Annotated in this window: 24 protein-coding genes, 1 other RNA gene and 8 pseudogenes; 16 read left to right on the plus strand and 17 right to left on the minus strand. The window is 34.1% G+C overall.

The features are described from left to right. The first annotated feature begins 57 nt into the window (after positions 1-57). Complete coding sequence (gene hemA / locus AAGD69_RS05200) at positions 58-1260, plus strand: 5-aminolevulinate synthase (RefSeq protein WP_341811895.1); 1203 nt, start codon at positions 58-60, stop codon at positions 1258-1260. Here hemA and AAGD69_RS05205 read toward each other — a convergent pair. The 3 genes from AAGD69_RS05205 to rimM all read right to left on the minus strand — a co-directional run bounded on the left by AAGD69_RS05205 (position 1252) and on the right by rimM (position 3094). Then, the gene (locus AAGD69_RS05205) at positions 1252-1950 is read right to left on the minus strand and encodes an inositol monophosphatase family protein (protein ID WP_341811896.1); all 699 of its coding nucleotides are present in this window, start codon (positions 1948-1950) and stop codon (positions 1252-1254) included. The two genes, hemA and AAGD69_RS05205, sit on opposite strands and share 9 nt — an antisense overlap. Positions 1951-1958: 8 nt before the next feature. Then, positions 1959-2525 carry an elongation factor P gene (efp, locus tag AAGD69_RS05210; RefSeq protein WP_341811897.1) on the minus strand — a complete coding sequence of 189 codons (567 nt, stop codon included), beginning with the start codon at positions 2523-2525 and terminating at the stop codon, positions 1959-1961. 62 nt (positions 2526-2587) lie between these two features. Next, entirely contained in the window at positions 2588-3094 is a 507-nt protein-coding gene (rimM, locus tag AAGD69_RS05215) for a ribosome maturation factor RimM (RefSeq protein WP_341811898.1), read from the minus strand. A 120-nt stretch (positions 3095-3214) separates the two neighbouring features. Between rimM and AAGD69_RS05220 the strand changes: the two genes are divergently transcribed. Then, positions 3215-6913 carry a DEAD/DEAH box helicase family protein gene (locus AAGD69_RS05220; protein WP_341811899.1) on the plus strand — a complete coding sequence of 1233 codons (3699 nt, stop codon included), beginning with the start codon at positions 3215-3217 and terminating at the stop codon, positions 6911-6913. Here the strand turns inward: AAGD69_RS05220 and AAGD69_RS05225 are convergent. Beyond that, entirely contained in the window at positions 6894-8090 is a 1197-nt protein-coding gene (locus tag AAGD69_RS05225) for an aspartate aminotransferase family protein (protein WP_341811900.1), read from the minus strand. The genes AAGD69_RS05220 and AAGD69_RS05225 overlap by 20 nt on opposite strands. Positions 8091-8155: 65 nt before the next feature. Between AAGD69_RS05225 and AAGD69_RS05230 the strand changes: the two genes are divergently transcribed. The 3 genes and pseudogenes from AAGD69_RS05230 (at position 8156) to AAGD69_RS05240 (ending at position 11308) form a co-directional block, all read left to right on the plus strand. Beyond that, a complete protein-coding gene (locus AAGD69_RS05230; RefSeq protein WP_341811901.1) occupies positions 8156-9583 on the plus strand; it encodes a HAMP domain-containing sensor histidine kinase in 1428 nt (475 codons plus the stop codon). Positions 9584-9863: 280 nt separating this feature from the next. Continuing rightward, a pseudogene (locus AAGD69_RS05235) lies at positions 9864-10326 on the plus strand (winged helix-turn-helix domain-containing protein); the annotation flags it as partial. Positions 10327-10495: 169 nt separating this feature from the next. Continuing rightward, positions 10496-11308, plus strand: coding sequence for a transposase family protein (locus tag AAGD69_RS05240; protein WP_410529824.1), 813 nt, complete (start codon positions 10496-10498; stop codon positions 11306-11308). A gap of 59 nt (positions 11309-11367) precedes the next feature. On the opposite strand, the gene AAGD69_RS05245 is transcribed toward AAGD69_RS05240, so the two are convergent. The 5 genes and pseudogenes from AAGD69_RS05245 to icd form a co-directional block, all read right to left on the minus strand. Beyond that, positions 11368-11712: a transposase gene (locus tag AAGD69_RS05245; protein ID WP_341811902.1), complete on the minus strand. Its 345-nt coding sequence runs from the start codon at positions 11710-11712 to the stop codon at positions 11368-11370. Positions 11713-11808: 96 nt separating this feature from the next. Beyond that, positions 11809-11997: pseudogene (locus AAGD69_RS07000) on the minus strand (IS630 transposase-related protein); the annotation flags it as partial. A gap of 49 nt (positions 11998-12046) precedes the next feature. Then, complete coding sequence (locus AAGD69_RS05250; RefSeq protein ID WP_213863610.1) at positions 12047-12148, minus strand: IS630 transposase-related protein; 102 nt, start codon at positions 12146-12148, stop codon at positions 12047-12049. Between the two features lie 152 nt (positions 12149-12300). Next, the gene (nth, locus tag AAGD69_RS05255; protein ID WP_341811903.1) at positions 12301-12939 is read right to left on the minus strand and encodes an endonuclease III; all 639 of its coding nucleotides are present in this window, start codon (positions 12937-12939) and stop codon (positions 12301-12303) included. A 27-nt stretch (positions 12940-12966) separates the two neighbouring features. Continuing rightward, a complete protein-coding gene (gene icd, locus AAGD69_RS05260) occupies positions 12967-14385 on the minus strand; it encodes an isocitrate dehydrogenase (RefSeq protein WP_341811904.1) in 1419 nt (472 codons plus the stop codon). A 145-nt stretch (positions 14386-14530) separates the two neighbouring features. On the opposite strand from icd, the gene AAGD69_RS05265 reads away from it, so the two are divergent. From AAGD69_RS05265 to AAGD69_RS05280, 4 genes and pseudogenes are all read left to right on the plus strand, one after another. Continuing rightward, the gene (locus tag AAGD69_RS05265; protein WP_341811905.1) at positions 14531-15028 is read left to right on the plus strand and encodes an RDD family protein; all 498 of its coding nucleotides are present in this window, start codon (positions 14531-14533) and stop codon (positions 15026-15028) included. Positions 15029-15050: 22 nt separating this feature from the next. Beyond that, the gene (locus AAGD69_RS05270; RefSeq protein ID WP_341811906.1) at positions 15051-15527 is read left to right on the plus strand and encodes an RDD family protein; all 477 of its coding nucleotides are present in this window, start codon (positions 15051-15053) and stop codon (positions 15525-15527) included. 716 nt (positions 15528-16243) lie between these two features. After that, a pseudogene (locus tag AAGD69_RS05275) lies at positions 16244-17590 on the plus strand (IS110 family transposase). 1 nt (position 17591) lies between these two features. Then, a pseudogene (locus AAGD69_RS05280) lies at positions 17592-17729 on the plus strand (IS5/IS1182 family transposase); the annotation flags it as partial. Between the two features lie 179 nt (positions 17730-17908). Here AAGD69_RS05280 and ndk read toward each other — a convergent pair. Next, entirely contained in the window at positions 17909-18328 is a 420-nt protein-coding gene (ndk, locus tag AAGD69_RS05285) for a nucleoside-diphosphate kinase (protein ID WP_341811907.1), read from the minus strand. Positions 18329-18441: 113 nt separating this feature from the next. On the opposite strand from ndk, the pseudogene AAGD69_RS05290 reads away from it, so the two are divergent. Together AAGD69_RS05290 and hemH are read left to right on the plus strand one after the other, a co-directional pair. Then, positions 18442-19268, plus strand: a pseudogene (locus tag AAGD69_RS05290) (hypothetical protein). A 7-nt stretch (positions 19269-19275) separates the two neighbouring features. Continuing rightward, positions 19276-20223, plus strand: coding sequence for a ferrochelatase (hemH, locus tag AAGD69_RS05295; protein WP_341811908.1), 948 nt, complete (start codon positions 19276-19278; stop codon positions 20221-20223). Positions 20224-20313: 90 nt separating this feature from the next. Here the strand turns inward: hemH and AAGD69_RS05300 are convergent, their stop codons facing one another. The 6 genes and pseudogenes from AAGD69_RS05300 to AAGD69_RS05320 all read right to left on the minus strand — a co-directional run bounded on the left by AAGD69_RS05300 (position 20314) and on the right by AAGD69_RS05320 (position 22581). Next, complete coding sequence (locus tag AAGD69_RS05300) at positions 20314-21126, minus strand: transposase family protein (protein WP_410529829.1); 813 nt, start codon at positions 21124-21126, stop codon at positions 20314-20316. 80 nt (positions 21127-21206) lie between these two features. Beyond that, positions 21207-21524 carry a transposase gene (locus AAGD69_RS05305; RefSeq protein ID WP_341811910.1) on the minus strand — a complete coding sequence of 106 codons (318 nt, stop codon included), beginning with the start codon at positions 21522-21524 and terminating at the stop codon, positions 21207-21209. Positions 21525-21620: 96 nt separating this feature from the next. Next, positions 21621-21809, minus strand: a pseudogene (locus tag AAGD69_RS07005) (IS630 transposase-related protein); the annotation flags it as partial. Between the two features lie 49 nt (positions 21810-21858). Then, positions 21859-22164: a hypothetical protein gene (locus AAGD69_RS05310; protein WP_341811911.1), complete on the minus strand. Its 306-nt coding sequence runs from the start codon at positions 22162-22164 to the stop codon at positions 21859-21861. After that, a complete protein-coding gene (locus tag AAGD69_RS05315; protein WP_341811912.1) occupies positions 22128-22397 on the minus strand; it encodes a hypothetical protein in 270 nt (89 codons plus the stop codon). The genes AAGD69_RS05310 and AAGD69_RS05315 overlap by 37 nt, the downstream gene beginning before the upstream one ends. Before the next feature lie 16 nt (positions 22398-22413). Next, the gene (locus AAGD69_RS05320) at positions 22414-22581 is read right to left on the minus strand and encodes a hypothetical protein (RefSeq protein ID WP_341811913.1); all 168 of its coding nucleotides are present in this window, start codon (positions 22579-22581) and stop codon (positions 22414-22416) included. A 482-nt stretch (positions 22582-23063) separates the two neighbouring features. Here AAGD69_RS05320 and AAGD69_RS05325 point away from each other — a divergent pair. After that, positions 23064-23705: pseudogene (locus AAGD69_RS05325) on the plus strand (hypothetical protein). Between the two features lie 206 nt (positions 23706-23911). Here AAGD69_RS05325 and AAGD69_RS07010 read toward each other — a convergent pair. After that, a pseudogene (locus tag AAGD69_RS07010) lies at positions 23912-24054 on the minus strand (IS481 family transposase); the annotation flags it as partial. A 291-nt stretch (positions 24055-24345) separates the two neighbouring features. Here AAGD69_RS07010 and ssrA point away from each other — a divergent pair. The 4 genes from ssrA (at position 24346) to AAGD69_RS05345 (ending at position 25842) form a co-directional block, all read left to right on the plus strand. Next, positions 24346-24681: a transfer-messenger RNA gene (gene ssrA, locus AAGD69_RS05330) on the plus strand. Positions 24682-24703: 22 nt separating this feature from the next. Further along, the gene (locus tag AAGD69_RS05335; RefSeq protein ID WP_341811914.1) at positions 24704-25129 is read left to right on the plus strand and encodes a ClpXP protease specificity-enhancing factor SspB; all 426 of its coding nucleotides are present in this window, start codon (positions 24704-24706) and stop codon (positions 25127-25129) included. Positions 25130-25346: 217 nt separating this feature from the next. Then, on the plus strand, positions 25347-25577 hold the full coding sequence (locus AAGD69_RS05340; protein ID WP_341811915.1) for a hypothetical protein: 231 nt from the start codon (positions 25347-25349) through the stop codon (positions 25575-25577). 94 nt (positions 25578-25671) lie between these two features. Beyond that, positions 25672-25842 carry a type II toxin-antitoxin system mRNA interferase toxin, RelE/StbE family gene (locus tag AAGD69_RS05345; RefSeq protein WP_341812651.1) on the plus strand — a complete coding sequence of 57 codons (171 nt, stop codon included), beginning with the start codon at positions 25672-25674 and terminating at the stop codon, positions 25840-25842. The last annotated feature ends 153 nt before the right edge of the window (positions 25843-25995 follow it).

The raw sequence follows: 25995 nt of genomic DNA on the forward strand, positions 1-25995 counted from the left end.
TGTAGTTTACCATTTAATAATTTATTATAATTATATTAATTATTAGCGAATAAAAACTTGGTAAACTACGAAGAAATATTCTTAAATAAAATCAAAGATATAAAAGATGAGGGGCGCTACCGTGAATTTACGCACTTTGCGTCATTGCCAGGTAGGCTCCCTCACATTATGGACTACGAAAGAAATAGGGAAGTAATTGTTTGGTGCAGTAATAACTATTTGGGAATGTCACAGAATGAGAGTGTTATTGCTGCTATTCAAAATTCATCTGTTGGCGCTGGAGGAACAAGAAATATATCTGGTACAACAAAAGAGGTTGTCGAACTGGAAAAATCCCTAGCTTGTTTACATAAAAAAGAGGCTGCTTTAACTTTTGCTTGTGGCTACCTTGCTAACCAGACTACACTTAGCACTTTATCGTCTATTATCCCAAATGTAGTAATTTTTTCAGACGAGAAGAACCATTCTTCAATGATAGAAGGCATAAAATTAGGAAAAAGACCAAAACATATATTTAAACACAATGATGTTGATCACTTAGAGCAGTTGTTAAAGTCCGTAGACACAAAAACACCAAAGATAATAGCACTTGAATCCGTATATTCAATGGATGGCGATATAGCGCCGCTTGAAGCGATATGCGATCTTGCAGATCAACATAATGCAATCATCTATTTGGACGAGGTGCACGCAGTTGGCATGTATGGTTCACATGGTGGCGGAATTGCAGAAAGAGAAGGCCTGATGGATAGAATAACCGTCATTCAAGGTACACTATCGAAGGCTTTTGGAGTGATGGGTGGGTATATAGCGTCTTCAAAGAGCTTGGTAGATGTAATAAGAAGTTCCGCTCCAGGATTTATTTTCACCACTGCTATGTCGCCTGTTTTAGCAGCGGCAGCAAAGGCAAGCGTTGAATACCTAAAATCGAGCAACATTGAAAGGGAAAAGCAAAAGCAAGTCGTTGAAAAAGTAAAAAACTCACTGAGAAATACAGGAATTAACTTCATTCCAACAGAAACTCATATAATTCCAATAATAATTGGCGACCCAGAGTTATCCAAAGGAGCATCAAAATTATTATTTAATGAGCATGGAATATACGTTCAACATATAAATTATCCAACAGTGCCAAGAGGAACTGAGCGTTTCCGTATTACCCCTACACCTTATCATACTGATGAAATGATAGAACATTTAACAGAATCTCTTGTAAAAGTTTTCGAAAAGTTGTCTATCTCTGTAGCCTGTTTATCCTAATTTAATATCGCCAGCAATAATCAATCCGTTGTCTTCCGTTAACCTTCCACCGCTTTCTTGCAGAAAAAGTCTACCGAGCAAGGCTTTATATTTGTTAATTCCAGAGTAAACTGCTCCTCTGTGCCTTCCTGCTGCAAGGTACGCAAAGCCTAAAATTGTTGAACCGATGGAGCGTACATTACTATTGCCAGGCAGCAATTTATTTAATAAATTACCACTTACATCTATTAGACCCCCTTCACGGCTTTTCACCCGCATTTTTATATGACGAGATCTAAAATCCTCAAGAAAAGCACCTTTCTTTTCTTCTGCCCAAAAAGTTTCTCTAAGAGCCGGAGCATCAATTACAGCTGCCACAACTTTATTTTTATGAATGAGACAGACTGATACTGCAAAATAAACCATGCAACTAGAAAAGTTCTCCCTGCCCTCTATAGGCATAATAAACCAAGTGTAACCGTTATCTTTTATTTCTTGGTCAGTATCATCTTCGGAAATAAACCCATAGTCTCGTTTGTAGTCGTGCAAGCAATCGTATATGGTTTGCTTGGATTTTGAATAAGTTTTATTAATGAAGTCTGCTGATTTAACATTAGAAATTTGCAATTCATTAAAATCGCGCATAAGCTGCCTGGAAGCACTACGCACAGAATCAAGCATCACATTAATTCGTGGTGATGAGATGGACATTCTTCCTTTTACTCTTTCACTCTTTCATAATAGCTGTCATCTGGAGTATATATTACAATTTTATCCTCTTCTTTTATAAACTGAGGCACGTTAACGCGCATTCCGTTTTCTAAAATTGCAGGCTTATAAGAAGTAGTAGCAGTTTGTCCTTTAATAACAGACTCTGTTTCTTTCACAGCAAGTGTAACATAATCAGGCACATGCGCAGAAATTATTTTGTCTTGATAAGTTACTATTTTAACTTTCATATTATCCTGTAGATAAATCTTTTTTTCTCCCAATAAGTCCAAATTTATAGTGATTTGCTCGTAATTACTTGGATGCATAAGATTTACAATGTTTCCTTCAGTGAAAAGGTAAACATACTCCTCTTCATCTAAAATTGCCCTTCTGATTGTTGCATCAGAGCGAAATCTTTCATAGTGTTTTGCTCCGGTTTTGATGTTTTTCATTTCGGCTTGTATGTATGCACCACCTTTACCAGGTTGAGTATGCATAATACCTACAACCAAAAATAATCCGCCGTTATGTTCTAACACCTGACCTGGTCTGATATCGTTAGCTCTTTCTGCCATAATTACATTTTCAGTTCGATCTTACAATTATAAATAGCTTTATATAAATATCAAAGTCTTTATTAGTCAATAAATTCTGGCATATTGAGCACCATATACCTCTCCTTCATGTTTATGTGCGGAAACATTTCTTTGGTAAAAGACAGCATAATGCATTTTTTTGTGCTGATAACTAAAATTTCTAATATATCCCCTGAGCCGAAATTATACACAGATTTTACATTGCCATATAATTCATTACTTTCCAGCCTTACTTCCATATCTACAAGGTCACTTTGATAAAATTCATTCTCATCATTTAGCTTCGGTAGCTTGCTTCTTTCTATATACAGCTTCTTATTCCTTAAAAGCTCTGCTTCATTACGGGAATTTACTCCGCTGATTGTAGCTATTACTAGATTATCACCTATGACGGATACTAAGTCTATTTTATAATTCTCATCACCACTTATTAGCTCACCATATAAGGAGATATTTTCAGGTTTTTCGGTAAAAGTTTTTAATTTAACAGCTCCTTTAATTCCGTGAGGAGAAGTAATCATTCCGAGGCATACCAGATTGTCGTTCATATTAAGATGATAACTAATGTTGGATTTTTTGTCTATAAGGCATAAAATACCTAAAAATGTTTGTTGTAATTCTATCAATACAATGTATTATGGAATACATTGTATTGATAGTGGGAAGATATGAGTCAATGTATTACTAATCAAATAAAAGAGCTTATCCCTCATTTAAAGGAAGTTAATAGTAAGCTACAAGGTGAATCTATAAAGCTCTTCAGTGACAAAGAATCTATAATAGTAGAACGTCGTAAACCTGTTGTTGAAGAGATGCTAAAGCATCTAGAAAGTTCTTCCATCACTAACTGTAATACTATGATTGATGCAGAAACTGGGTTTGGCAAGACTTATGATATTGGATTGTGGAGTCATGCGCTAGCTCAAGCAGGATATCACCATTTAGTTGCAGTGCCAAATGGTAATTTAGTTGAACAAGCTAAGAAAATGATAGATGGTGCATTTACTGTAGATGTTAAAACACCTAAAACTGTGCAAGAAATTAAAGATGCGCTGAAAGTCACTGAACCTACAACAATTATAGTAACACATGATCTGCTTTTACAGCAAGAGAATGATCGAAAATTTGAAGAGCAAAACGGTGAAAAGCCTAAATTGTGGGTTAATGTTGATGAAGCAGATAGCATTAACAAGCAGCAGGCCTTTGAAAATATGTGCAAACTTGATGCGGAATATCCTACGACTTACCTAACCGCAACACCAAAGAAAAGGATCTTAAACAGATGTGGAAAAATTATCAGTCCTACAAGATCAAGTAGACGCTGCATTGCAGACACTATCAAAACAGTAAATGTTATTGCAAAAACTAATGAAAGAGAAAAATTCAATCGAGCATTCGTGGTGAATGTTGCTGCTACCATAATACCTTTAATTACATTATTCCCTATTATAAATAGTAATGTTGCTGCAATAATTGGTCTAACTTCAGATTATTGGCTGTATTCCGCTTTAATTGAGAATCTATATTATATAGTTTCTATATTTATACTTAGTATAGTAATGTTGCCAATTTGGTGGGCGTTGACCAAAATAACTGGAGTAGAATCAAAAGAACTGCTCCTTAGGTTTGCTGCTAACGTGCGCAGCTTATTCACTAGGGAAAGATCTAGTCCAGCTCATGAATATGTTGAAGAATGTGAAGAAGTTTTTAATTACAATAAACTTGTTGACTCTAATGATCTGCTGAAATCTGTGAGATGGAACATACAAAGTCCGGTTGGGGAAAATGCTCTTATTCTAGTTAATGATGTGAATAGCATAATTAACCTTAGCTTTGCGTTGCAAGGTAAGAATAATTTGGTATATGAAGATGGTACGCGTTATGAAGTTTATAATGAATTTCAGCCTGAAGGAATGTCGTACCAAGATTACAGACTCAAATTACGTCAATCAAACTTTATAAACTGCGTTAAAAAGCAACACCCTAGTCTAACGGAAGAACAGATATCTAAATTGAAAGACAAGGTAGATTTTAGCAATACTGCTAAGTATCTAGAATACAGAGTAATGCACTCAATGATTGATCTTACACTTTCGTATTTAGTGGAATGCGATAACACCGCTTTGGATAAACAAAGAAGGGAAGATTTAGATAAATTAATAAAAGATATTAAAAATAAGGTTAGTACTGCTAATGATAGCAGCATTACAGATTTTCTAAAGAAAAAAGGTTTTAGTGAGCAATTCGCTAGGGATGAGCTTTTACCACAGATAAAGACAGTAATTAAAGCATTGAGTAAAAACAATGATAAACAACGCAGTCTAATAGTTGATAACTGGCACTTAAGCAAGGAGTTACATAGTTTCATAGAACAACAGGGGGATGTACTACATAACCTAAACTACTTCTGCGAAAAAAACAAATGTATTTTTGCAGGACTTGGAAAAAATGATCTGGGTATTGAGACAAATAAACCTTTTTTTAAAATAACACGTAATGACGCAGGTAAATATGGAGCTGACTATTGTAATTATGACCAAGGCGATTTAAATACACTAGCTAAATATGCGTTGACAACAATTATAGACGAGTCAAAAAGTCGTGGTTTCGATAGTGAGTATAATCATGTTGCATCAATATTTACAGATTCAACTAGTCAGTTCAACAATCCAGCAGAAGCTTTGCAGAATTTGGGAAGAAATAGAGAATACAATCCTAACAGGCAACCTTGGTTTTTTGCTGCTGGAGGTGAAAAAATTGAGTTATTTGTAGATAAAGTTTTAGCAAAATTAAAAAGCGCACCGCAGGATTTTTGTCAAAAGGTTTTATTTCCAGCCACTGATAGGTACAATAAACTAATAAAAAATAGAATGGGAATAGAGCTTGGAGAAAAAATAGAGATCTATATTAGCGAAAACATGGGTGCACTAGGAAATATCGATGACGCAGCTCTGAAAAAATTTTCAAAGGATTTGATAAAAGAGGTGTATGAAAAAGTACATGATATAAATGATTTTGACGTAGGAAAGACAGAAGAAGATTTACGTAAGATTTTAAAAAGCACAGAAAAATATCTTTGTTCATATGAAGACAGAATTAAAAACAACGGTAAATTATCTTACACACGCTCAGTTCTATTTTCTGTGGGAAGTGCTATTGTAAAGTCCATGTATTATCTATGGGCAGGATTTGACTATTTAGTCTTTTTAGCTAAAGCGTATAATGTAGGTAAGTCTGAAAATGCTGATGCAAAGGCATATGTGCACATAATCAGAAACTGCTACTTTGAAAGTAGTGTGAAGGCTAAAAATGTATTAGGTCATGTATTAAAAATTGCCGAAGAAAATGACGATAGTTTTACACAAAATAGTTTGTACGAAGACAATGGAGATAGGTGTAAAGAAAAAATCATCTCATACTTTCAATCTAAACAATATATATATGCATTAGATAAAACGATTTCTCGCATTGAAAATGAGCATTTAGCAACAGTTTTGAAAGCCGTAGGTTGCAGAGATGATGCTAATAAAATAGCACAAGAAATTAAAGACTTTTTGTACGATTTAAAGAATTTAAGCTGCGCAGACTTTAGAAAAAAGCATTATTGTGGATGTTCATATAAAATGAGCAATTTATACAAGATCAATAATCAAATTAGTATGGTAATTGATGAAGTTATAGATTGCCATAAATGGCGTCATGGAGTAATTTCAGAGCGGGACAATCTTTTGAGAGGTTTTTTTCCAGAGTTGGAAGAAAATTTTGGTTTAGAATTTAAATTAAAAACTAACCATAATATTTTTAAAGTAAAAGTTAACAATAACTTTTCTGAATTGTATCGCAAGAACTGGAAAGAACATTCTAGACAAAGGATGGTCTTGGGTACAGCTATGCTATTCATCGGACTTATAGTTTCAGCGAAGCTTATATATGAAATATCATTAGGCCATACTATGCTATTGCCATCACTTTGCGGTTTCATAGCATTTGGACCGCTAGCATTTTTGTGTGGTGCATTATTATGTGGAATAACGACCTATTTAGTGAAAGGGACATTTTTTCTTTTTGGAATACCAATCCTGTTAGAGGAATTATCGAAATGCGTTTTTAGAAACGATTTAGTACAGGATTTATCAGAAATGACATTATCATTTGGTAATAGCGTTTTCTTCCAGGCTCGAAAAAGCATCTTACAATCATTTATATTTGAGGATGCAACAAAGTTTGACTCACTAAGTGATATAAATGGACTTACATTGATAAAAGAGCAAGATAAGGTAAAATGCATGAATGAAGTAGCTACTACTATAATTTCGGTACAAACAACAGTTGGTAAACAGCCAGATCTTACGTGTGTATTTGCTTGATTTCACTAGAAGATTTCTCAGATAAATATTGAGTCAAAATCTCGATGCCTTCATCAATCTCTTTTTCAGTGATAATTAGTGGAGGTAAAATTCTCACAACGTTATCTGATGTTACCCCAACAGTAAGCAAGCCGCGATAACTTAGCTCTTCTGCAAACTTTTTATTGTTTGCTTTCACCTTTATTCCAAGCATTAACCCTTTCCCTCTCACTTCTTCTATTATTGGAAATTTACTTGCTAAGTCTTCTAATTTATTTTTTAAATACTTACCTCTAATTTCAACATTTTTCAAAAAGCCAGGACTGAGCAATTCTTCAAGCACAGCATTACCTACTGAGGTTGCAAGCGGATTGCCACCAAAAGTGGAACCGTGCATACCGACCGCCATATACTTAGCAGCCCTTTCAGTTGCAAGACAAGCCCCTAGCGGAAAGCCTCCTCCTATTCCCTTTGCAAGAGCACATATATCAGGTTCCACTCCTATATGTTCGTATGCGAATAATTTTCCTGTCCTACCAGCACCGCATTGTACGCAATCAAAAAATAACAATATGTCATTTTCATCACACAGCTTTCTTAGTTCTTTCATAAAGACTTCATTCATTACTTTAATACCACCTTGCCCTTGTATTGGTTCTATTAATATAACGCCTATACCACTTGAAATTGCTTTCTTTGCACTCTCAATATTGGGCTCGATATTATCACACCAATCAATACAGGGACTCAGTAATTCAGAAAATTTCTGTTTATCGTTTGCAGCACAAGTTAGGAAGGTTCTTCCATGAAATGCACCATGGAATGTTAAAATTCTGTGACGGTTTTTATTGCCTTTTCCGTTTTGATAGACCCTAGCAATCTTAAGCCCACATTCTACTGCCTCTGATCCAGAATTTGAGAAAAATACAGTGTCAGCGAAACTGTTGTTTATTAATTTTTCTGCAAAATTATTGGCAGCAGGTATATTATAGGTATTTGATATATGCCATAATTCTTCTCCTTGCAATTTTAGAGCACTAATTAATCGCGAATTGGTGTGACCTAAGCTACTAACGGCTATTCCAGAGTGAAAATCTACGTAGCGCTTACCGTCAATATCATACAAGTAAATACCTTTACCATAAGAAAAATTTATGTTAACAGGCAAATAAACTGGCAAAATAGGAGAAATTGTCATAAAATATTATATGCTAAATTTTATTATTAATAACATAAAAACCGTTGTTTCACAATAAGAAGGATATGTATAAGCTAGGTAAATCAATGTTTTCTGCGCTGGAGAAAAACAAATACACAAAAGTTATTGCATTACTCTCATCGATCTTTATGATTTTATTCAGTGTGATATATTGTAATTATTTACTAAGGAGTAATTTCCTTTCTTCTTACCGTGATTCAAGTGTAAACTTAAAAAGTATACTGGAAAATGGCATAATAAAAAAATACCATTATTTACTAATAGAAAAGCATCACATTAAATACAAAAATTTTGACTACATAAACCAACTGGTAAAACTGCGTGCTGAATTATTACAATCAGTGAGCAAAGTAAAGGATTTCAGCTTAATACTGTATGATCAAAACAGCAGAATAATATTCAGTAATTTTAACACTCAAGATTATGATTATGAACAGTTACTTACAAACGATAAAATTGATGAACTATTAAGTAACCAAGAAATATTTTATACTACAGGAAATACATTAACTTCTATTTTTCCTATATTCCATGAAAATAGCGTTAAACCGTCGTTTTTTTTGAAGATTCTTCGAAACTACAATAATTCTTATGTTATAGCATATGGCCTATTTTTAACATTTTTGGGCTTATTATTAATAATTTTAATATTAATAATGTTCTATTTGCACTTTTCTAATACCCAAATGCTAGCCAAGCAACATAAAACTAACATTGAATTACAGCAGATAAAAGAGGCATTAGAGCAAGAAAATGCAAATAAGCTAAAATTTTTTGCAAGCGTTACACATGAATTACGCACACCTCTTAATGCTATTATTGGATTTGCGGAGTTGATCAAAAATGAAACTTTAGGTTCAATGGATAACTCTCAATACAAGGAGTATGCAGACGATATATATAATGCAGGAACACACTTACTTACCTTAATTAATGATGTGTTAGATTTTTCAAAAGCTGAATCAAGTAGTTTAACAGTAGAAAAAGTGAAGTTTAACCTGAACAAAATAATAGATTCATGCGTAAATATGCTATTACCTAAATTAAAAGAAGCCGGGATTAATTTAAAAAAAGAGACGACTAATAAACAATTATTAGTCATTGCAGATCCTAAGAGAATGAAACAAGTTATAATAAATTTATTATCAAACTCAATCAAGTTTACTCCCAAAGATGGTTTAATAAGAATGGTGATAAAAGAAAATATAGAAAAAACCTTATTAACTATTGAGTTTCATGACAATGGAATAGGAATAATGCAGCAGGATATATATAAAGTTATGTCTGTTTTTGGCCAAGCAGATTCGGGATATAGAAATGAAGGTACGGGCATCGGATTACCGCTAAGCAAGAAATTAGTAGAGTTAATGGGTGGAACTTTCGACATTAAAAGTGAAGCAAAACTTGGTACTACGATAACATTGAACTTCTTTTATGAAGAACAAACATGTGAAGATTCGATTGATTTTTAATAGGATCTATTTGATATGGTCTTGAAAACCACACTTTATCAAAAGCAGCAAGCCGAGAAGGTAGATACCGTCTGGCTAGTCAACAAGAAAATTATAAAAATTGAATCTCAAGCTATATTGTAAAATCAAAAAATACTTCTAACTGTGTAGCGGTATACAGATTATAGCTAGTGGATATGTTGATAAGTAAATTAGTTATACCAATTCCCGCTATACAAGTAACGGATAGACAATAATGGAAAAAAAGCCATACTGGAGTAAGTAAAATAGCGAGGTTTAAATGGCATTAAGATCAAAATTATTGGATGAAAAAGTGAGCAAAAGAAATGCTGAAGAAAGTAAGAAATAATGCATATGTTGCAAAAAAACTAAATGCTGTAATTGCAGCAAAAAAGCATAGTATAACAGCCGTAGCAAAAATATGTTGCATTTCAAGAAAGGCACTTACTGCATGACCTAAAATTTGGCAGAGAAGAAAAATTATTTGCTCCACCTCAACGCCGTAGAAAAACTATATTGAACCAAAGCCAACTTGAACAAGTTGAAGCATGGATACAAGAAAATCCCAACATTACCATTAAAGAAACGAGAATAAGAATTCAGGAAAAGTTTGGTTTAGCAAGTCTACAGTACACCGTAATATGCAAAGAATGAAATTCTCATATATCACACCAAGACCAGTGCATAACGGACAAGATAAAAGTAAACAAGAGGAGTTTAAAAAAAATCTTAATGAAACTATAGTATTTTCTAAAACGAATGATAAACGTCTAAAATGGTATTACCAACTAAAAGGTGTAAGTCTGTACATTAGACCTGCTGCAAAAGGTGATTGAAAAAATAATGTGAGAGAAGTAGAAGAAGAATAAGCAGATTGAGTAAGGTAAAAAAATGAGCTTTAGTTACTATAACATGAAGAAGTACCCAAGAAACTTTCGTAATATAACAGGTTTAACTATAGAGGAGTTCGAAAAGGTAGTGGAAAAAGTTAGGTCTGGGTGGAAAAGAGTTGAAAAACAGAAAAAGTGCCATGGTAGAAGATCACAACTACCAACTCTAGAAGATAAGTTATTTTGCGTAATTTTGTACTATCGCACTTACATAACACATAGATTTTTAGGGTGCCTGTTCAATGTTCACAACGCAAATGTATTTAGGTTACTGAAGAAAATAGAGCCATTACTTGCCAAAAAAGTTACTATAACAAAAGATAGAAGTATGACACCAGAAAAAATACTGAAGATTCTGGCTGATGTTACAGAACAGCAAATACAGAGACCAGAAGATAGTAAAAAACGGAAGAAATCATATTCAGGAAAAAAAAGAACCAACACTATGAAAACTGAGATTGTTATCGAAGAAGGTGGAAGAATTTTATCAGTGTCAAATTCATATCGTGGTAGAATTAATGATTTTCGCATAAGGAAACAAGAAAAATATTTACCAATCGATAGCATAAAATATGCCGATTCTGGATATCAAGGTTGGCAAAAATTGCAAAGCAATGTTATAATTCCATATAAAAAGTATCGTAAAAAGCCATTAACTCCAGAGCAGAAAGAGCATAATAGAAGATTAGCATCATTTAGAATGAGAGTAGAAAATAAGATCCGTGAGATAAAGATATTTAAGATTATGTCTCATATTTACCGCAATTTTCAGAAAAAATACAACCTGAGGTTCAATATTATTGCTGGTATTGTGAATCTTAAGCACGCCTTTTAGTTAACCTTGATTTTAGTCACCCTCCTTTCCTTCTTTTTATTGCTTGATTCTCAGCAGGTCTATTGATGCATTAGAGGTCTGAGGCGACTTTTGATGGTGTGCCAACAATGCTCTATCGGATTTAGATCAGGTGAATATGTTGGAAGATAAAGCAAATGACAGCCAAAAGACTCTATTAATGACTTTGTTTTGGGAGTTTTATGGAATGTAGCATTATCCATAACTATGGTTGTATCACGCTGTAATTGTGGAAGTAATCTTCGCTCTAACCATACATTATTACACCCTCCTTTGAAGGTCATTGGTGCAATAAACTTCTTTTCAATCCATCCACCTATTATACTCACTCTTTCCCGCTTTTTTCCTGGAACATCAGCATATATTTTTCTCCTCTTGGAGCTCATGCATATTCTCGGTATAGTCTATTATCAACTCCTGCTTCATCTATATATAAAATGCTACAGTGGTCTATTTTTGAGACTTTATCGATAAATTGCTGCCTATCTTCTTGATTGCGCTCTTGATAGAATGTGACTTTTTTTTAAGGTTATTTTTAGCTGTTTTAACCTATACCAAATTGCACTTATTCCAAAGCCAAGGTTTTGTTTCATTTCTGCTAGTGTGTGATCTGGGTGTTTTTTAACATAGTCTGCAAGTATTTTTGGGTCTATTTTCCGAATAAAACCAGTACTTTTTACCGCTTTGAGACCTTGGCCAGTAGCTTTCTTTTTTAGCCATCTATATAGTGTCTATCTCAAAAACCTCTGCAACTTCAACCTTTGACTTTCCTTTTTCTACCAAAGACACTGCTTTTTCCCTTAAATCTACACTATATACCATCGCTTCCCCTACTTTAAAAAAATATATTATACCTTTATCATTCGCTTTTGAAAATACTATAGTTTGCTTATGAGCAACCTGGATCCCAGCGTCAGCTACTCGGATGATAAAAGGAAGGAATATCGGAGTGACAAGAAAGGGGTCATAGTGTGCTAGACTTTATACCTTTTGCATTCAAACTCACACAAATCATGAATTATACACGTTTCACACGAAGGCTTTTGCGCTTTGCAAACATATCTACCATGCAAAACTAGCCAGTGATGAGCACAAAGCAGGTATTCTTTTGGAACTACATTTAAAAGAGATTGCTCTGTTTTAAACACATCTTTTTCTCTCACAAGTCCAAGTCTATTGCTTACTCTAAAAACATGAGTATCAACTGCCAATGTTGAAATACCAAGTCCTGAATTTAAGAACACATTAGCGCTCTTTCTCCCAACCCCTGGTAAAGATACCAAATCATCGAAATCAGTAGGCACTTCGCTATTGTACCGCTCAATCAATATTTTGCTGAGCCCGATTATGTTTTTTGCTTTGGAATTATATAAACCAATACTGCTTATGCATTTTCTCAGCTCATTTTGCCCAAAACTCAGCATCTTTTCTGGCGTATCAGCGATATTAAATAGTTCTCTTGTAATTTTATTAACGCTTACATCGGTTGTCCGTGCTGATAAAACTATCGCAACTAGTAGTGTAAAATGATTGGTATAATTTAGCTCTATTTTTGGCGCAGGATTTGATTGTTGAAACTTTTTAAATATTAGTTCTATTTTTTTTGAATCCATTTCATTTATCACACCTCTTTTAAAGAATTAAGAAAAGAACCCCTCTTTCCCATCATATAAATACAACTTATCCATTCTCACCACGTCAAAGCTATTTTCTTCGAGTTTGATTAGCAAGTTATTTACATCACTATTTGTAATAGCTTGCTTTTCATTATTTGCGATAAACCTACAGGTTATTTGATCGCTTGAAGATTTTGAGCTTCTTGGCCAAATTGCCAGTCCTTTTGAGTATATTGCTATCATTTGCAGATTATTTAATCCTACTATTTGATCAAAATTGCTGGATTTGTCCCAAGCAAGCGTTATATCACTACCCACTAGCTTTTTAACTTTGTAATCTTGTTCATAATTGTCTTGTACTTTATTTATTTTACTATCTGAACCACTGCTAATTATAAGCTCAGGTAATGTTGCAGGTTTCTTTCCTAGATTATCTATAACAGCTTCTGCAAATTCTTTTGTACCAACTTTCTGTTTACTTCTTTTCTCCTTATACAAATCAGCAGTGTGTATTCCATCCCCTAAAGTCTTCAGCCATGCATCGTAGATTAGTTTTGCAGTACCCACTTGACCTATGTAAATTAGCATATGCACTGCAGCATTTAAAAGACCAGAAGGATTAGCTATGTTTTTTCCTGCAATATCAGGAGCAGAACCATGAACCGCTTCAAACATCGCATATTCATTACCTATATTGCTACTTCCTGCAAGCCCTACAGAACCTGAGGTTTGTGCCACTATGTCTGATAATATGTCGCCATATAGATTTTCAGTTACTATAACATCGAAATTCTCCGGTTCTGTAGCAACCCGTGCCATTCCAATATCAACTATATAATGTTCTGCCTTTATGTCCTGGTATTCCTTTGCAATGCGATCAAACGCTGCATGGAAAGTTCCGTCAGTCATTTTCATTATGTTGTCTTTAGTCAGGCAAGTTACTTTTTTTCTGTTGTGTTTTTTCGCGTATTCAAAAGCATATCTGCATATCTTCTCTGAGCCAGATCTAGTAATAATTTTAGTGCATTGGTAAGAATCACCAGTGAGCCTATGCTCTATTCCGGTGTAAACGTCCTCTTCATTTTCGCGTATCACTACGATATCAAACTTATCGAATTTATTTTCTATAACAGGATGATATGAAATACACGGCCTGATGTTTGCATATAACCCTAGATTTTTTCTGAGTGCAACGTTCAAGCTTTTGTGTCCTTTACCTTGAGGAGTGGTTGTCGGAGATTTGAGTAATATCTTTGTCCTTTCGATAGATTCCCAACCACTTGGAGAAATTCCGTGAGACCATTCCTTACTATAAACACGCTCACCTATTTCAATAATATCCATTGAGATCTTCGCTTCCGCTTTGCGCAATATCGACAGCACCGCTTCCATAATTTCTGGTCCGATACCATCACCATATGCAACTGTGATTGGTGTTGACATAACTTCCCTAACTGTAAATGATTTAATGTTAATTCAAATAATAGAGTGACACAAGTAGCTAGTATTGCACAAATTAGTATATTTACGATTATTTAATAACGTGCTTTTATAGTATATAATGACATTATGAAATATAGGTAGGGTTATGAATACTGAAATAAATGTTAAAGTAAATTACGTAGGGTTTACAAGGCGTACTGTAACAGCAATACTTGACCAAATAATATTTTTCTTTCCTTCATTCATCTTATACATTGCATTGTTGGGCAATAATGAGGTTAATAATTTTCTTGACGAAATTGAACAGTTAACATCTCCTTATACAATCTTTACATCAGTGCTGTGTACAGTATTAGAAATATTAATGATAACAAGACTGGGAGGTACGCCAGGACAACTGTTGTGTGGTATGTATATCAAAGATGCAGACACATTTAAAAATACTACTCTTATGCAAGCAGCAATAAGGTGTATTTCTGAGACACTTTTCTTGATTATTTCTTTTTTGCTGACTCACTATGTTTCTCAGTGGTTTATAATTTTACCAATTTTAGTTTTAATATTTGCGATATTCGACCGGCGCAAGCAGACTTTTTATGATAAAATTGCAAAAACAGTAGTAATAGACTATAAACCTAGTTGATATTTTTCTTTATAGGCAGTGTATGGATAAAAACGTAAACTACTCAACAATGACAAGGCGTATTCTAGCATTTATAGTTGATTGTATTTTATTTATCGCAATACCATTTGCTTTAATGGCGGTAGGTTTCTCACTTACACACGTAATACAAGGGATCATGGGTGCAATAATTGTAATCACCACGATTGTATTTTCTTTATTTTTAATGATACCATGTATATTTCATATATTCATGCTAGTAAAATTTGGCGGCACTCTAGGGCACTTGTTATTTAGCATGCGTGTAAGAGACAAAGATACACTTGAGCAGATCACTCTAATACAAGCAATAAAAAGAACCATCGCTTTTTTCATAATTTACTGTATATCGCTTTATAATCCTATTTTACTTTTAGCTATACTAATCCTAGTTTTAGTATGTGCAGTAGATGATGAACATAAACAAGCTTTTCATGACAAAATTGCAAACACGGTAGTGATAGATTATAAACCTAGTTGATATTTTTCTTTAGTTGTTACCACCAAGGGTGTTATTCCAGCGCGTGAAGTTAGTTAGAATCCAAAAACCATGAGAGCTACAAAAAATTACTTTACAAACTCCGCCAGCCCCCTTATCATGAAACTGAAGCTATTTATTTATCTTCGCAATCTCTGCAGTGGATTAATGACAAAAAAACTTAATGTATTTGGCGTAAATCATCCTTAATTTTTTGCACTATGTGCACCTCATGTCTTTATAAAACTTTAGGTTTCTACCTATACAAGCCGAAACGCGCTTATAAAGCGTTTAAGACAGTAAAAGACGTCAAATAGACAAGGGAGAATTTGAATACTAGCTACCCTGGGGTTTCTTTGCCTTTTTTTCCGCTCAGTAAATTTCTTAACGTTTATAATTTAGATTAGTTGCGGCTTAAAAGCAGCTGAATCGCGGTTATTAAGCGTATAGCACTGAACAGAAGAAATCTGTCAAACCAGGAAGAAACTCCTCAATTTAAGTTTTTAGTAGTTTTTAAGTATAGTTGTATAGGAAGCGCCTCTGAAGTTATAACCGAAATTTTCACTGGTGCCATAAGTGCCCGTCGTTTAGCATGGTTTTGGGAGGAACGGTCAAATCATTGATGGAGTTTTTTAGGCTACCTCGGTTAGGAGATTGTATTATCTAACCGTTCCAAGCTGAAGCGTTTCCCTATTACAAATTATAATAAGGGAGTTACTATGAAAAAAGCAAAAAGTAAATTAGAGATCATGAATCCTGATGCAGCAGGAATAGATGTTGGTTCAGCTGTACATTATGTATGTGTACCAGAAGGAAGTGATGAACAGCGTATACAAAAATTTAGCTGCTTTACAGAGGATCTCCATAACATAGCAAAATGGCTGAAGAAATGTAAAGTTACTACAGTAGCCATGGAGTCAACAGGAGTATACTGGATTACTTTGTTCCAAGTACTTGAATCATATGGACTTGAAGTAAAGCTTGCAAATGCAAGACATGTAAAAAATGTACCTGGAAGAAAGTCAGATGTTCAGGATTGTCAATGGCTTCAACAACTACATAGTTATGGGTTAATCCAAGGATCATTTAGGCCAGATGATCAAATGTGTGTATTGCGTGGTTATGTTCGGCAACGTAAAAACTTAATTGAAAACGCTGCTAAACATATTAATCGCATGCAAAAGGTGTTAGTACAAATGAATATTCATTTACATAAAGTGACAAGCGATATTACTGGCATCACAGGAATGCAAATTATTAAAGCAATAGTAGAAGGTGAAAGGAATCCTAAAAAACTAGCTGAATTCAGAAGTGTGAATATGAAGAATGATAAGGCTACTATAGCAAAAGCATTAACAGGCGATTATAGAGAAGAACATTTATTTGTATTAAAGCAAGAATATGAAGCATATAATTTTTTTCAAGAAAAAATAATTGAATGTGATAAAAGTATAGAGAACTATTACAAAGCATTAGAGACGAAGTCCGATGAGAGTAAAGAGTTAGGTAAGGAAAAAAATAAGTCTAGAAGAGGCAGACCAAATTTCACCCTGCGTGAGGAATTGTATCGTGTAACTGGTATAGATTTCACTAAAATTCCTGGATTTGATGTACTAACTGTACAAACCATTATTGCGGAAGTTGGCATTAATCATAATAAATGGCGATCAGAAAGGCATTTTACCTCATGGTTAGGGCTTAGCCCTGCTAATAAGATTACAGGAGAAAAAGTATTTTGAACAAAAACTCGTAAAGTTATTAATCGTGCTACGAATGCCTTGCGAATGGCTGCTTATGCTGTGGGAAATAGTAAAAGTGCATTGGGTGCATATTGTAGGAGATTAAAAAAACGGCTAGGAGCAATAAAAGCAATTACTTCTACAGCAAGAAAATTAGCATGCATCTTTTACCAAATGTTGAAATATGGACAAGAGTATGTGGAAAAAGGAATGAGCTATTACGAAACACGTTACAAAGAGAGAGTTGTAAAAAATTTAATCAAAAAAGCACAGGAATTTGGCTACATATTAGTTCAACAAGAAGCGCTAGTTAAGGGAGTTTCTTAGGAGAATGAGAGTAGAAAATAAGATCCGTGAGATAAAGATATTTAAGATTATGTCTCATGTTTACCGCAATTTTCAGAAAAAATACAACCTGAGGTTCAATATTATTGCTGGTATTGTGAATCTTAAGCACGCCTTTTAGTTAATCTTGATTTTAGTCACCCTCCTTTCCTTCTTTTTATTGCTTGATTCGCAGCAGGTCTTATGTTGTCAGCTACTTGCATGACGCCACTTGCCACCTGTTAATTACAACGTTCGTACAGATGTATGCTTGACATAGGATCCAGAAAATTTAGTTATATATAGGAAAATCTGAGTTGACTAGACCAACTCACGTTCAGCAAAAAAGAAAGCTATCTCCTTACGAGCATTTTCTAGACTATCCGAGCCGTGAACTCTATTTTCACTAATGTTATCAGCAAAATCACCCCTGATTGTACCTTTATCTGCCTGCTTTGGATCGGTAGCTCCCATGATTTGTCTGTATTTACTTACTGCATTTTCACCAACTAAAACTTGAACTATCACAGGACCAGAAGTCATAAACTCTACCAATTCCCCAAAAAAAGACCTATCTTTATGAATTTCATAAAACAGCTCTGCTTGTTTTTTTGTCAGTAACATCATTTTTTGTGCTATAATTTTGAGCCCAGAGCTTTCAATGTATGAATTTATCTTGCCTGTAATATTATTTTTTACTGCATCAGGTTTTAATATCGAAAGTGTTCTCTCAATTGCCATATTATTTCCTTATATAAAATAGTATATTTATAGATTTATTTTATTGTAAATTTTGATTTGATAAAAGCAGTTTTTTATTTATAGTTAAGGATAAACCATCAAGGAGGTATTGTATGGGTAAATGTTGTAAAAATAACACTACCAAACAAGCTGAATCTACTGCTAAAAAATTGGTCAATAACTTGAAATCGTCAATTTTTTGTGGAACAAAAGGGTTTTTAACTTTTAATTTGGCTTTTTTAAGTTATTTAGAATATGGTATGTGTGGCTATATTCTACAAAAGCAAGAAAAAAGTAACGATCAATACACGGAGCTAAAAAAAGGTGCTGCTTTTACAATGAAAAGAAACACTATTCCATTTCTTGAAATGACAATCATAGCACCGCTTGTTTGTTTTGCACTGCCAGCTATGCTAGGCAGTATGAGCCTCATGCAATGCGCACTTTTATGTGCTGCCTTAATGATTGCCACATGTTTTATTGTCAGAACTTTTCATCTGCGTGAGAAGTTAATGGAAAAAATCACTAACCATAGTAGAAAAGAAATAGACGCGGAATTTAAGAAAAATACTATAAAATTTCCTATCTTTGATCAAAATAGAAAACACACCGAGTATAATTCGCCTAACTCAGGGCGACCAATGGATGAAACAAGTAGCACCTCTCTTTTCGTTGAAGTTTCACTTTTTCCCCTAAAGGTTCTTTTGAAGGTCCTGCAAAGTTGTATAATGCTATCTTTAGCTGCTGTTGAACTTCTTGAAACGGTACCAAGTCTTTTTGTCGATACATTTTTCGATTGGAGCTTCACATCCACCAAGAGTAACCTGCAGAGATCAGGCCATTTATTGTATGCCAGTGTGAGAATTTAGTGCCTATAACTAAATTTGATGAGTGTGTAGCTAATTTTATAGGCACCCCAGAAGTAACTTGTTGTAAGTAGTGCGTAGATGAAAAAGGCTGTCATTTTATTTAACCTTGGTGGACCTGATTCACTGAATGCAGTCCGTCCTTTTTTATTTAACCTTTTTTATGACAGAAGAATAATCAGTTTACCAAACCCTTTTCGGTTTCTTTTAGCAAAGTTTATATCCGCAAAACGAGAAAATACTGCACAAGAAATATATGAGCAAATTGGAGGTAAATCACCAATTTTGGATAATACGAAAGCACAAGCTAATGCTTTAGAACTAAAATTAAATGAAGATAGAAACCATGTACACAAGGTATTCATTTGCATGCGCTATTGGCATCCATTTGCTGACAAAGTTGTTAAAAGTGTAAAACAGTTTGATCCTGATGAAGTAATTTTGCTGCCACTATACCCTCAATATTCAACTACCACAACTTTGTCATCCATCGAAAATTGGCAAAAAAATGCTAAAAAGCATGGCCTAAAATGCAATACAAAAATAATTCATCATTATTATGACAATGAAAACTTTATTGAGGCTCATGCTAACTTGATAGCCAAGTACTACAAATTAGCCAGCAGGATTGGTAAGCCAAAAGTCCTATTTTCAGCTCATAGCTTGCCCCTTAGCGTTATTAAAAAAGGCGACCCTTACGCTTCACAGGTAGAAAGAAGCGTAGAGTTAATAGTAGAAAAGTTAGCTATCAATAACTTAGATTGGTCAATATGTTATCAGAGTAAGATTGGTCCTGTAAAATGGCTAGAGCCAAGCACTGAAAGTGAGCTATCACGTACAAAAGCTGATGGTGTACCTGTAGTTTTATCACCTATATCTTTTGTTTCTGAGCATTCAGAAACTCTAGTTGAACTTGATATAGAATATAAAGCAATTATCAAGGATGGATATTATTTTCGCGTACCAACTCTCAGTATTGATTCCTTGTTTATAAAATGCTTAGCCGATTTATGCATAAATCACCCTTAAAGTCCTGATTTATAGGGCTTTCCTTCAAGAGACCTGCTGCGAATCAAGCAATAAAAAGAAGGAAAGGAGGGTGACTAAAATCAAGATTAACTAAAAGGCGTGCTTAAGATTCACAATACCAGCAATAATATTGAACCTCAGGTTGTATTTTTTCTGAAAATTGCGGTAAACATGAGACATAATCTTAAATATCTTTATCTCACGGATCTTATTTTCTACTCTCATTCTAAATGATGCTAATCTTCTATTATGCTCTTTCTGCTCTGGAGTTAATGGCTTTTTACGATACTTTTTATATGGAATTATAACATTGCTTTGCAATTTTTGCCAACCTTGATATCCAGAATCGGCATATTTTATGCTATCGATTGGTAAATATTTTTCTTGTTTCCTTATGCAAAAATCATTAATTCTACCACGATATGACTTTGACACTGATAAAATTCTTCCACCTTCTTCGATAACAATCTCAGTTTTCATAGTGTTGGTTCTTTTTTTTCCTGAATATGATTTCTTCCGTTTTTTACTATCTTCTGGTCTCTGTATTTGCTGTTCTGTAATATCAGCCAGAATCTTCAGTATTTTTTCTGGTGTCATACTTCTATCTTTTGTTATAGTAACTTTTTTGGCAAGTAATGGCTCTATTTTCTTCAGTAACCTACATACATTTGCGTTGTGCACATTGAACAGGCACCCTAAAAATCTATGTGTTATGTAAGTGCGATAGTACAAAATTACGCAAAATAACTTATCTTTTAGAGTTGGTAGTTGTGATCTTCTACCATGGCACTTTTTCTGTTTTTCAACTCTTTCCCACCCAGACCTCACTTTTTCCACTACCTTTTCGAACTCCTCTATAGTTAAACCTGTTATATTACGAAAGTTTCTTGGGTGTTTCTTCATGTTATAGTAACTAAAGCTCATTTTTTTACCTTACTCAATCTGCTTATTCTTCTTCTACTTCTCTCACATTATTTTTTCAATCACCTTTTGCAGCAGGTCTTATGCTCTATCGGATTTAGATCAGGTGAATATGTTGGAAGATAAAGCAAATGACGGCCAAAAGACTCTATTAATGACTTTGTTTTGGGAGTTTTATGGAATGTAGCATTATCCATAACTATGGTTGTATCACGCTGTAATTGTGGAAGTAATCTTCGCTCTAACCATACATTATTACACCCTCCTTTGAAGGTCATTGGTGCAATAAACTTCTTTTCAATCCATCCACCTATTATACTCACTCTTTCCCGCTTTTTTCCTGGAACATCAGCATATATTTTTCTCCTCTTGGAGCTCATGCATATTCTCGGTATAGTCTATTATCAACTCCTGCTTCATCTATATATAAAATGCTACAGTGGTCTATTTTTGAGACTTTATCGATAAATTGCTGCCTATCTTCTTGATTGCGCTCTTGATAGAATGTGACTTTTTTTTAAGGTTATTTTTAGCTGTTTTAACCTATACCAAATTGCACTTATTCCAAAGCCAAGGTTTTGTTTCATTTCTGCTAGTGTGTGATCTGGGTGTTTTTTAACATAGTCTGCAAGTATTTTTGGGTCTATTTTCCGAATAAAACCAGTACTTTTTACCGCTTTGAGACCTTGGCCAGTAGCTTTCTTTTTTAGCCATCTATATAGTGTCTATCTCAAAAACCTCTGCAACTTCAACCTTTGACTTTCCTTTTTCTACCAAAGACACTGCTTTTTCCCTTAAATCTACACTATATACCATCGCTTCCCCTACTTTAAAAAAATATATTATACCTTTATCATTCGCTTTTGAAAATACTATAGTTTGCAGTTTGCTTTTTTCCTTCAAATCAGGGTCAGAGTTTATTATGCCTTCTATATCTTTCCTAATTTGCTCTGATTGCTCTTTTGCAAATTCTATCTGTTTTTCTATATATTCTCTGGCTTTTCCTGTGGCATTCTGCAAGCGGCACTTGTTTGCATATCGCTTAAATTGCGCTCAATTTCTCTTAGCTCTTTTAATTCTTCTTGCTTTTGTGAAACCATACACTCTTTTACCCCATCGTTTTTTGCGATGAATTCAGCATATTTTTCCAACAGTTTTGCATCTAATTTATCGGTTTTTGCAAAGTGATTGCAGGCTTTTGCAAATGCATATGCCCGATTTGGGTGAGCTCTATGAACAGCTATGTTATACAACTTTATTACAAGTTTCTCATAACCTCCTGTTTACACATAACTTAACAAATACGTTAGCCATTTTTGACTTTATAAACTCAGATATAGCTGTCTCTACATTTTCTATACGCTGATGTTTATTGTTGATTGAGATATCAAGTGTTTCTTTTGAAACATCAATACCCATAAAAACTGTTCTAGCCATTTTTGTACCTATAAATATAATCAAATAATAATGCAAATGCTGTACAGGATTGTGATTCGATCTTTTAGATCCCCTACCGTTCGTACTACATTTTTTCTAGCTAGGAGTGTACTAAGATTCCACCCAATCAATCCAGTTAACAGCTTGCTCATTATAGTCTTGCGACTTTGATTTAATATACAATCCAGGAAATTTATTAAGTTGGTAAGCATAAAAGTAGCCGTTTTATGTTAAAATACAACGTTTTGATGATTATGAAAAAGCTGGATTCCAGACTGGAATGACACCATTTGTTGTAAACTCACTTTTTCTTGATTTTTTGGTTTATCTTGTCTACCTATTTTGCCATTCTGCTGAACGGATACATCCGAGTAGCACATCCTTTACTTTGTGGGTATACTTTTTTTGACATGTGATTATATCTTTTTTAATATAAAGGATATATACTTATGCATTATATATTTTTTTGTATGAGGAGTTATATGAAAATGAAGAGATTATGCGTTTTGGCTGTGTTGCTTACTTGATCTCTAGCAGGTGCAGCTAATAATAGTGCAAGTCAGTCAGAAGATCAGTACTATGCAGGTTTAAACTTTGGTGCTGGATGGGGTGGTGGCTTTGTGATGAAACCTAGCGTTGTTTTTGGTTATCATCATGACAAAAACTCTAAGTTTGAACTTGAGGTTCTTGCTAACATGAGTGATATTGCTAATAAGGGTACAAGGAAAATAGGGGCTAGCTTATTGGCAAATTATCGTTATTACCCTGACCTTGATATTGATCCCGTTAAACTATATGTCAGTGGAGGTTTAGGAGGATACTTACAAGTAATACCTTTTGGCTTTGGTGAAGGTGGTGAAAGCAAAGATTCAAAACCTAAAGATCCAGGAGCTACCACTACTCTGAGTGCAGGTGAGGTTACTGGAGCTGCTGCAGAGGAGGCATCTGTAGTAGATAGAATACTGGGTTCTATTTCCTATAAACTGAAGGTCGGTGTTGATTATGAAATTGCTCCACAGATAGTTGGTGCAGTTGGTATTGCTTCAGGCGGGCAACTAAGTGGTATAAAAGCATTACAAATACCAGATGCAACTCTGGAGGTAGGAATACGTTATAATTTTTAATGCTGCTAAATTGTAACTTAGTTCATAAAGGTAGAGACAATGTTGAGGATGAAATAAACAGCATTGAAAAAATCTGGAAATATATGAGATACTTTTCGAATATGGTTTTGAATGCTAACTATAGATAAAAAAAATAACAAGAAAAAGGGTAAACTCCAGTATTTGTAACCGTTCACGGATTGTGAGAATGAATAAGGAACTAGGTCCAAAGTGTGATGGTATGGATTTAGTATAAATAATTCAGGATGCTTGTGTCCACTGGTTACATATAAATTCATAAGGTTTTGAGAGTTTTGAGTCTTTTTGCGTAATTGTAAGCCATAACAAAGTTGTAAAGGTGTAACCATAATTCCTCCTTCGATGGCAATTTCTTATATATCATACCATCACACTTTGGAACTGTACACCTAAGCACTCCGTTCAACAAGCTAGAACTGCTATATTTGAATACATAGAAATTTTTACAAAAAACAGCGTAGGCATTCTGCTATTAATTATTGCATTCCTGAACATTGTGATTCATCATTCTTTTTGTAAAAAACTTTCTTAACTTTCTCTCCACTTTTTCTGGGTAAGGTCACAGAATTTTTTACTGGAAATCTTAATTTTGTCTTAGCAATAAATCAACTTAAGGTCATAATATCTTGACATTTATTTAATGTTGCTATATAATAGCTATGTATATTTTGTGTACTATAGCAATAAAATCACCCTGTAATAGGTGTATTGGACCCGAGGGCAGTACTCGGCGCCTCCACCATATTTTTAATTTATATGGGGGCGAATAAGGATCGACATGCATAGTAAAGATGGTAGTTTTGCTCGGTTAGACACCACCGCTAAGAGTTCATAATTTAAATGCAAACGATAATTTTGCTGCTGAAGACAATGATGCAATAGCTGCTTAATTTAAGCACTATAACTTCATTGCTATAAGCACGGTTCAGGGAACACCGGGTAACAGAAGTTCCCCAAAAATTTACGTATGTGGAAGTTATATGGAGCAAACAGATTACAAAAAATTGCTTAATTCTGCCAAGTTTCAAGTTATCAAAAAGACTTTAGATGTTATATCAGGTAATGGTTTTATCCCTCATTTAGAAATATTATTTTTCACATATTTTAATGGTGTGACCATGCCAGATCGTTTGAAAAAGTCATACCCCACTCAAATGCTTATTATATTATATCATCGATTCTATGATTTAAAAGTTTCTGAGGATAAATTTAGCGTCAGTTTGAGTTTTCAAGGAAAACAAGAGCGAATTACTATACCGTTTTTTGCTATTAGTGAGTTTCGTGATAAAATTTCAGGAGATGTTTTAATATTTGACAAAATCAGTATCGATTCTGATAAAGAATACAAAAGTGAAAAATGTACTGAAAAATTATCAAACGGTAGTATTATAGTATTATATCCATAGATCAACTGCGTGATGAGTAATTGCTCATCTTTGTAAACAAAAAATATTAATAGAAAAAAGTGGTCTAACTTAAGTAATAGAATAGAGGAATACTATCGTAGACAAATATGCTAAATCTTTAATTGTTTATTAACGCAGGTGGCAAAATTTTTCTTACATATCATCAACTTTCTTTATTGAAAAATTCAGAAAAATGTTGTATAATTGTTAGTAGACTTTGGTAAAACATATTGCAGATTCAGGAATTAGTATAACCTTCGATCCAAAAACTTCACATAACCTTGCTAAGTTAGCTGAAATCACCAAGGAATCCGTTCAAGAACTAGCAAAAAGGTTAGTCATAGAAGGAATCGAGTGCAAAGTAGAAGATATTGCGTTATATAAAGCTGTTAAGGAATGTGAGGATGTAGACTGGAGCACAGTGCTATCTGAAAGGGCAAGGACATAAACTGGAATACGATATTGTCTACTCAAAAAACTTTACTGAAAGAGATTTTCTAAATCTTCCAAAAACGATAAATGAGCGGCTTACAACTGACCCAATTAAATTTGGTAAACCATTACGTGGCAGACTAAAAGGATATAGAAGAATAAGAGTTAGTGATTACCGAGTTATTTATACTGTAAATATTGCAAAACATAAGGTGTTTGTTGCCACAGCAGGACACAGAGAAGACGTCTATAATAAAATGCCTTTAGACTTACTGCTATAAACAATATATATTTTTATACAGCACTCCTTCCTCCTACCTTAGGTGCAGCTCAAAAAATGAAGTTTTTTTTGGTTCAGCAAAAATAACATTTTGAGTTTAAAAAGGGTAGAATTCCTAAATACTTGTCTTTTATATATCTTTCGTGTAATAGAT

Origin of the sequence: Wolbachia endosymbiont (group A) of Conops quadrifasciatus (assembly GCF_964027015.1) — a bacterium.
In the GTDB taxonomy this organism is placed as follows: domain Bacteria; phylum Pseudomonadota; class Alphaproteobacteria; order Rickettsiales; family Anaplasmataceae; genus Wolbachia.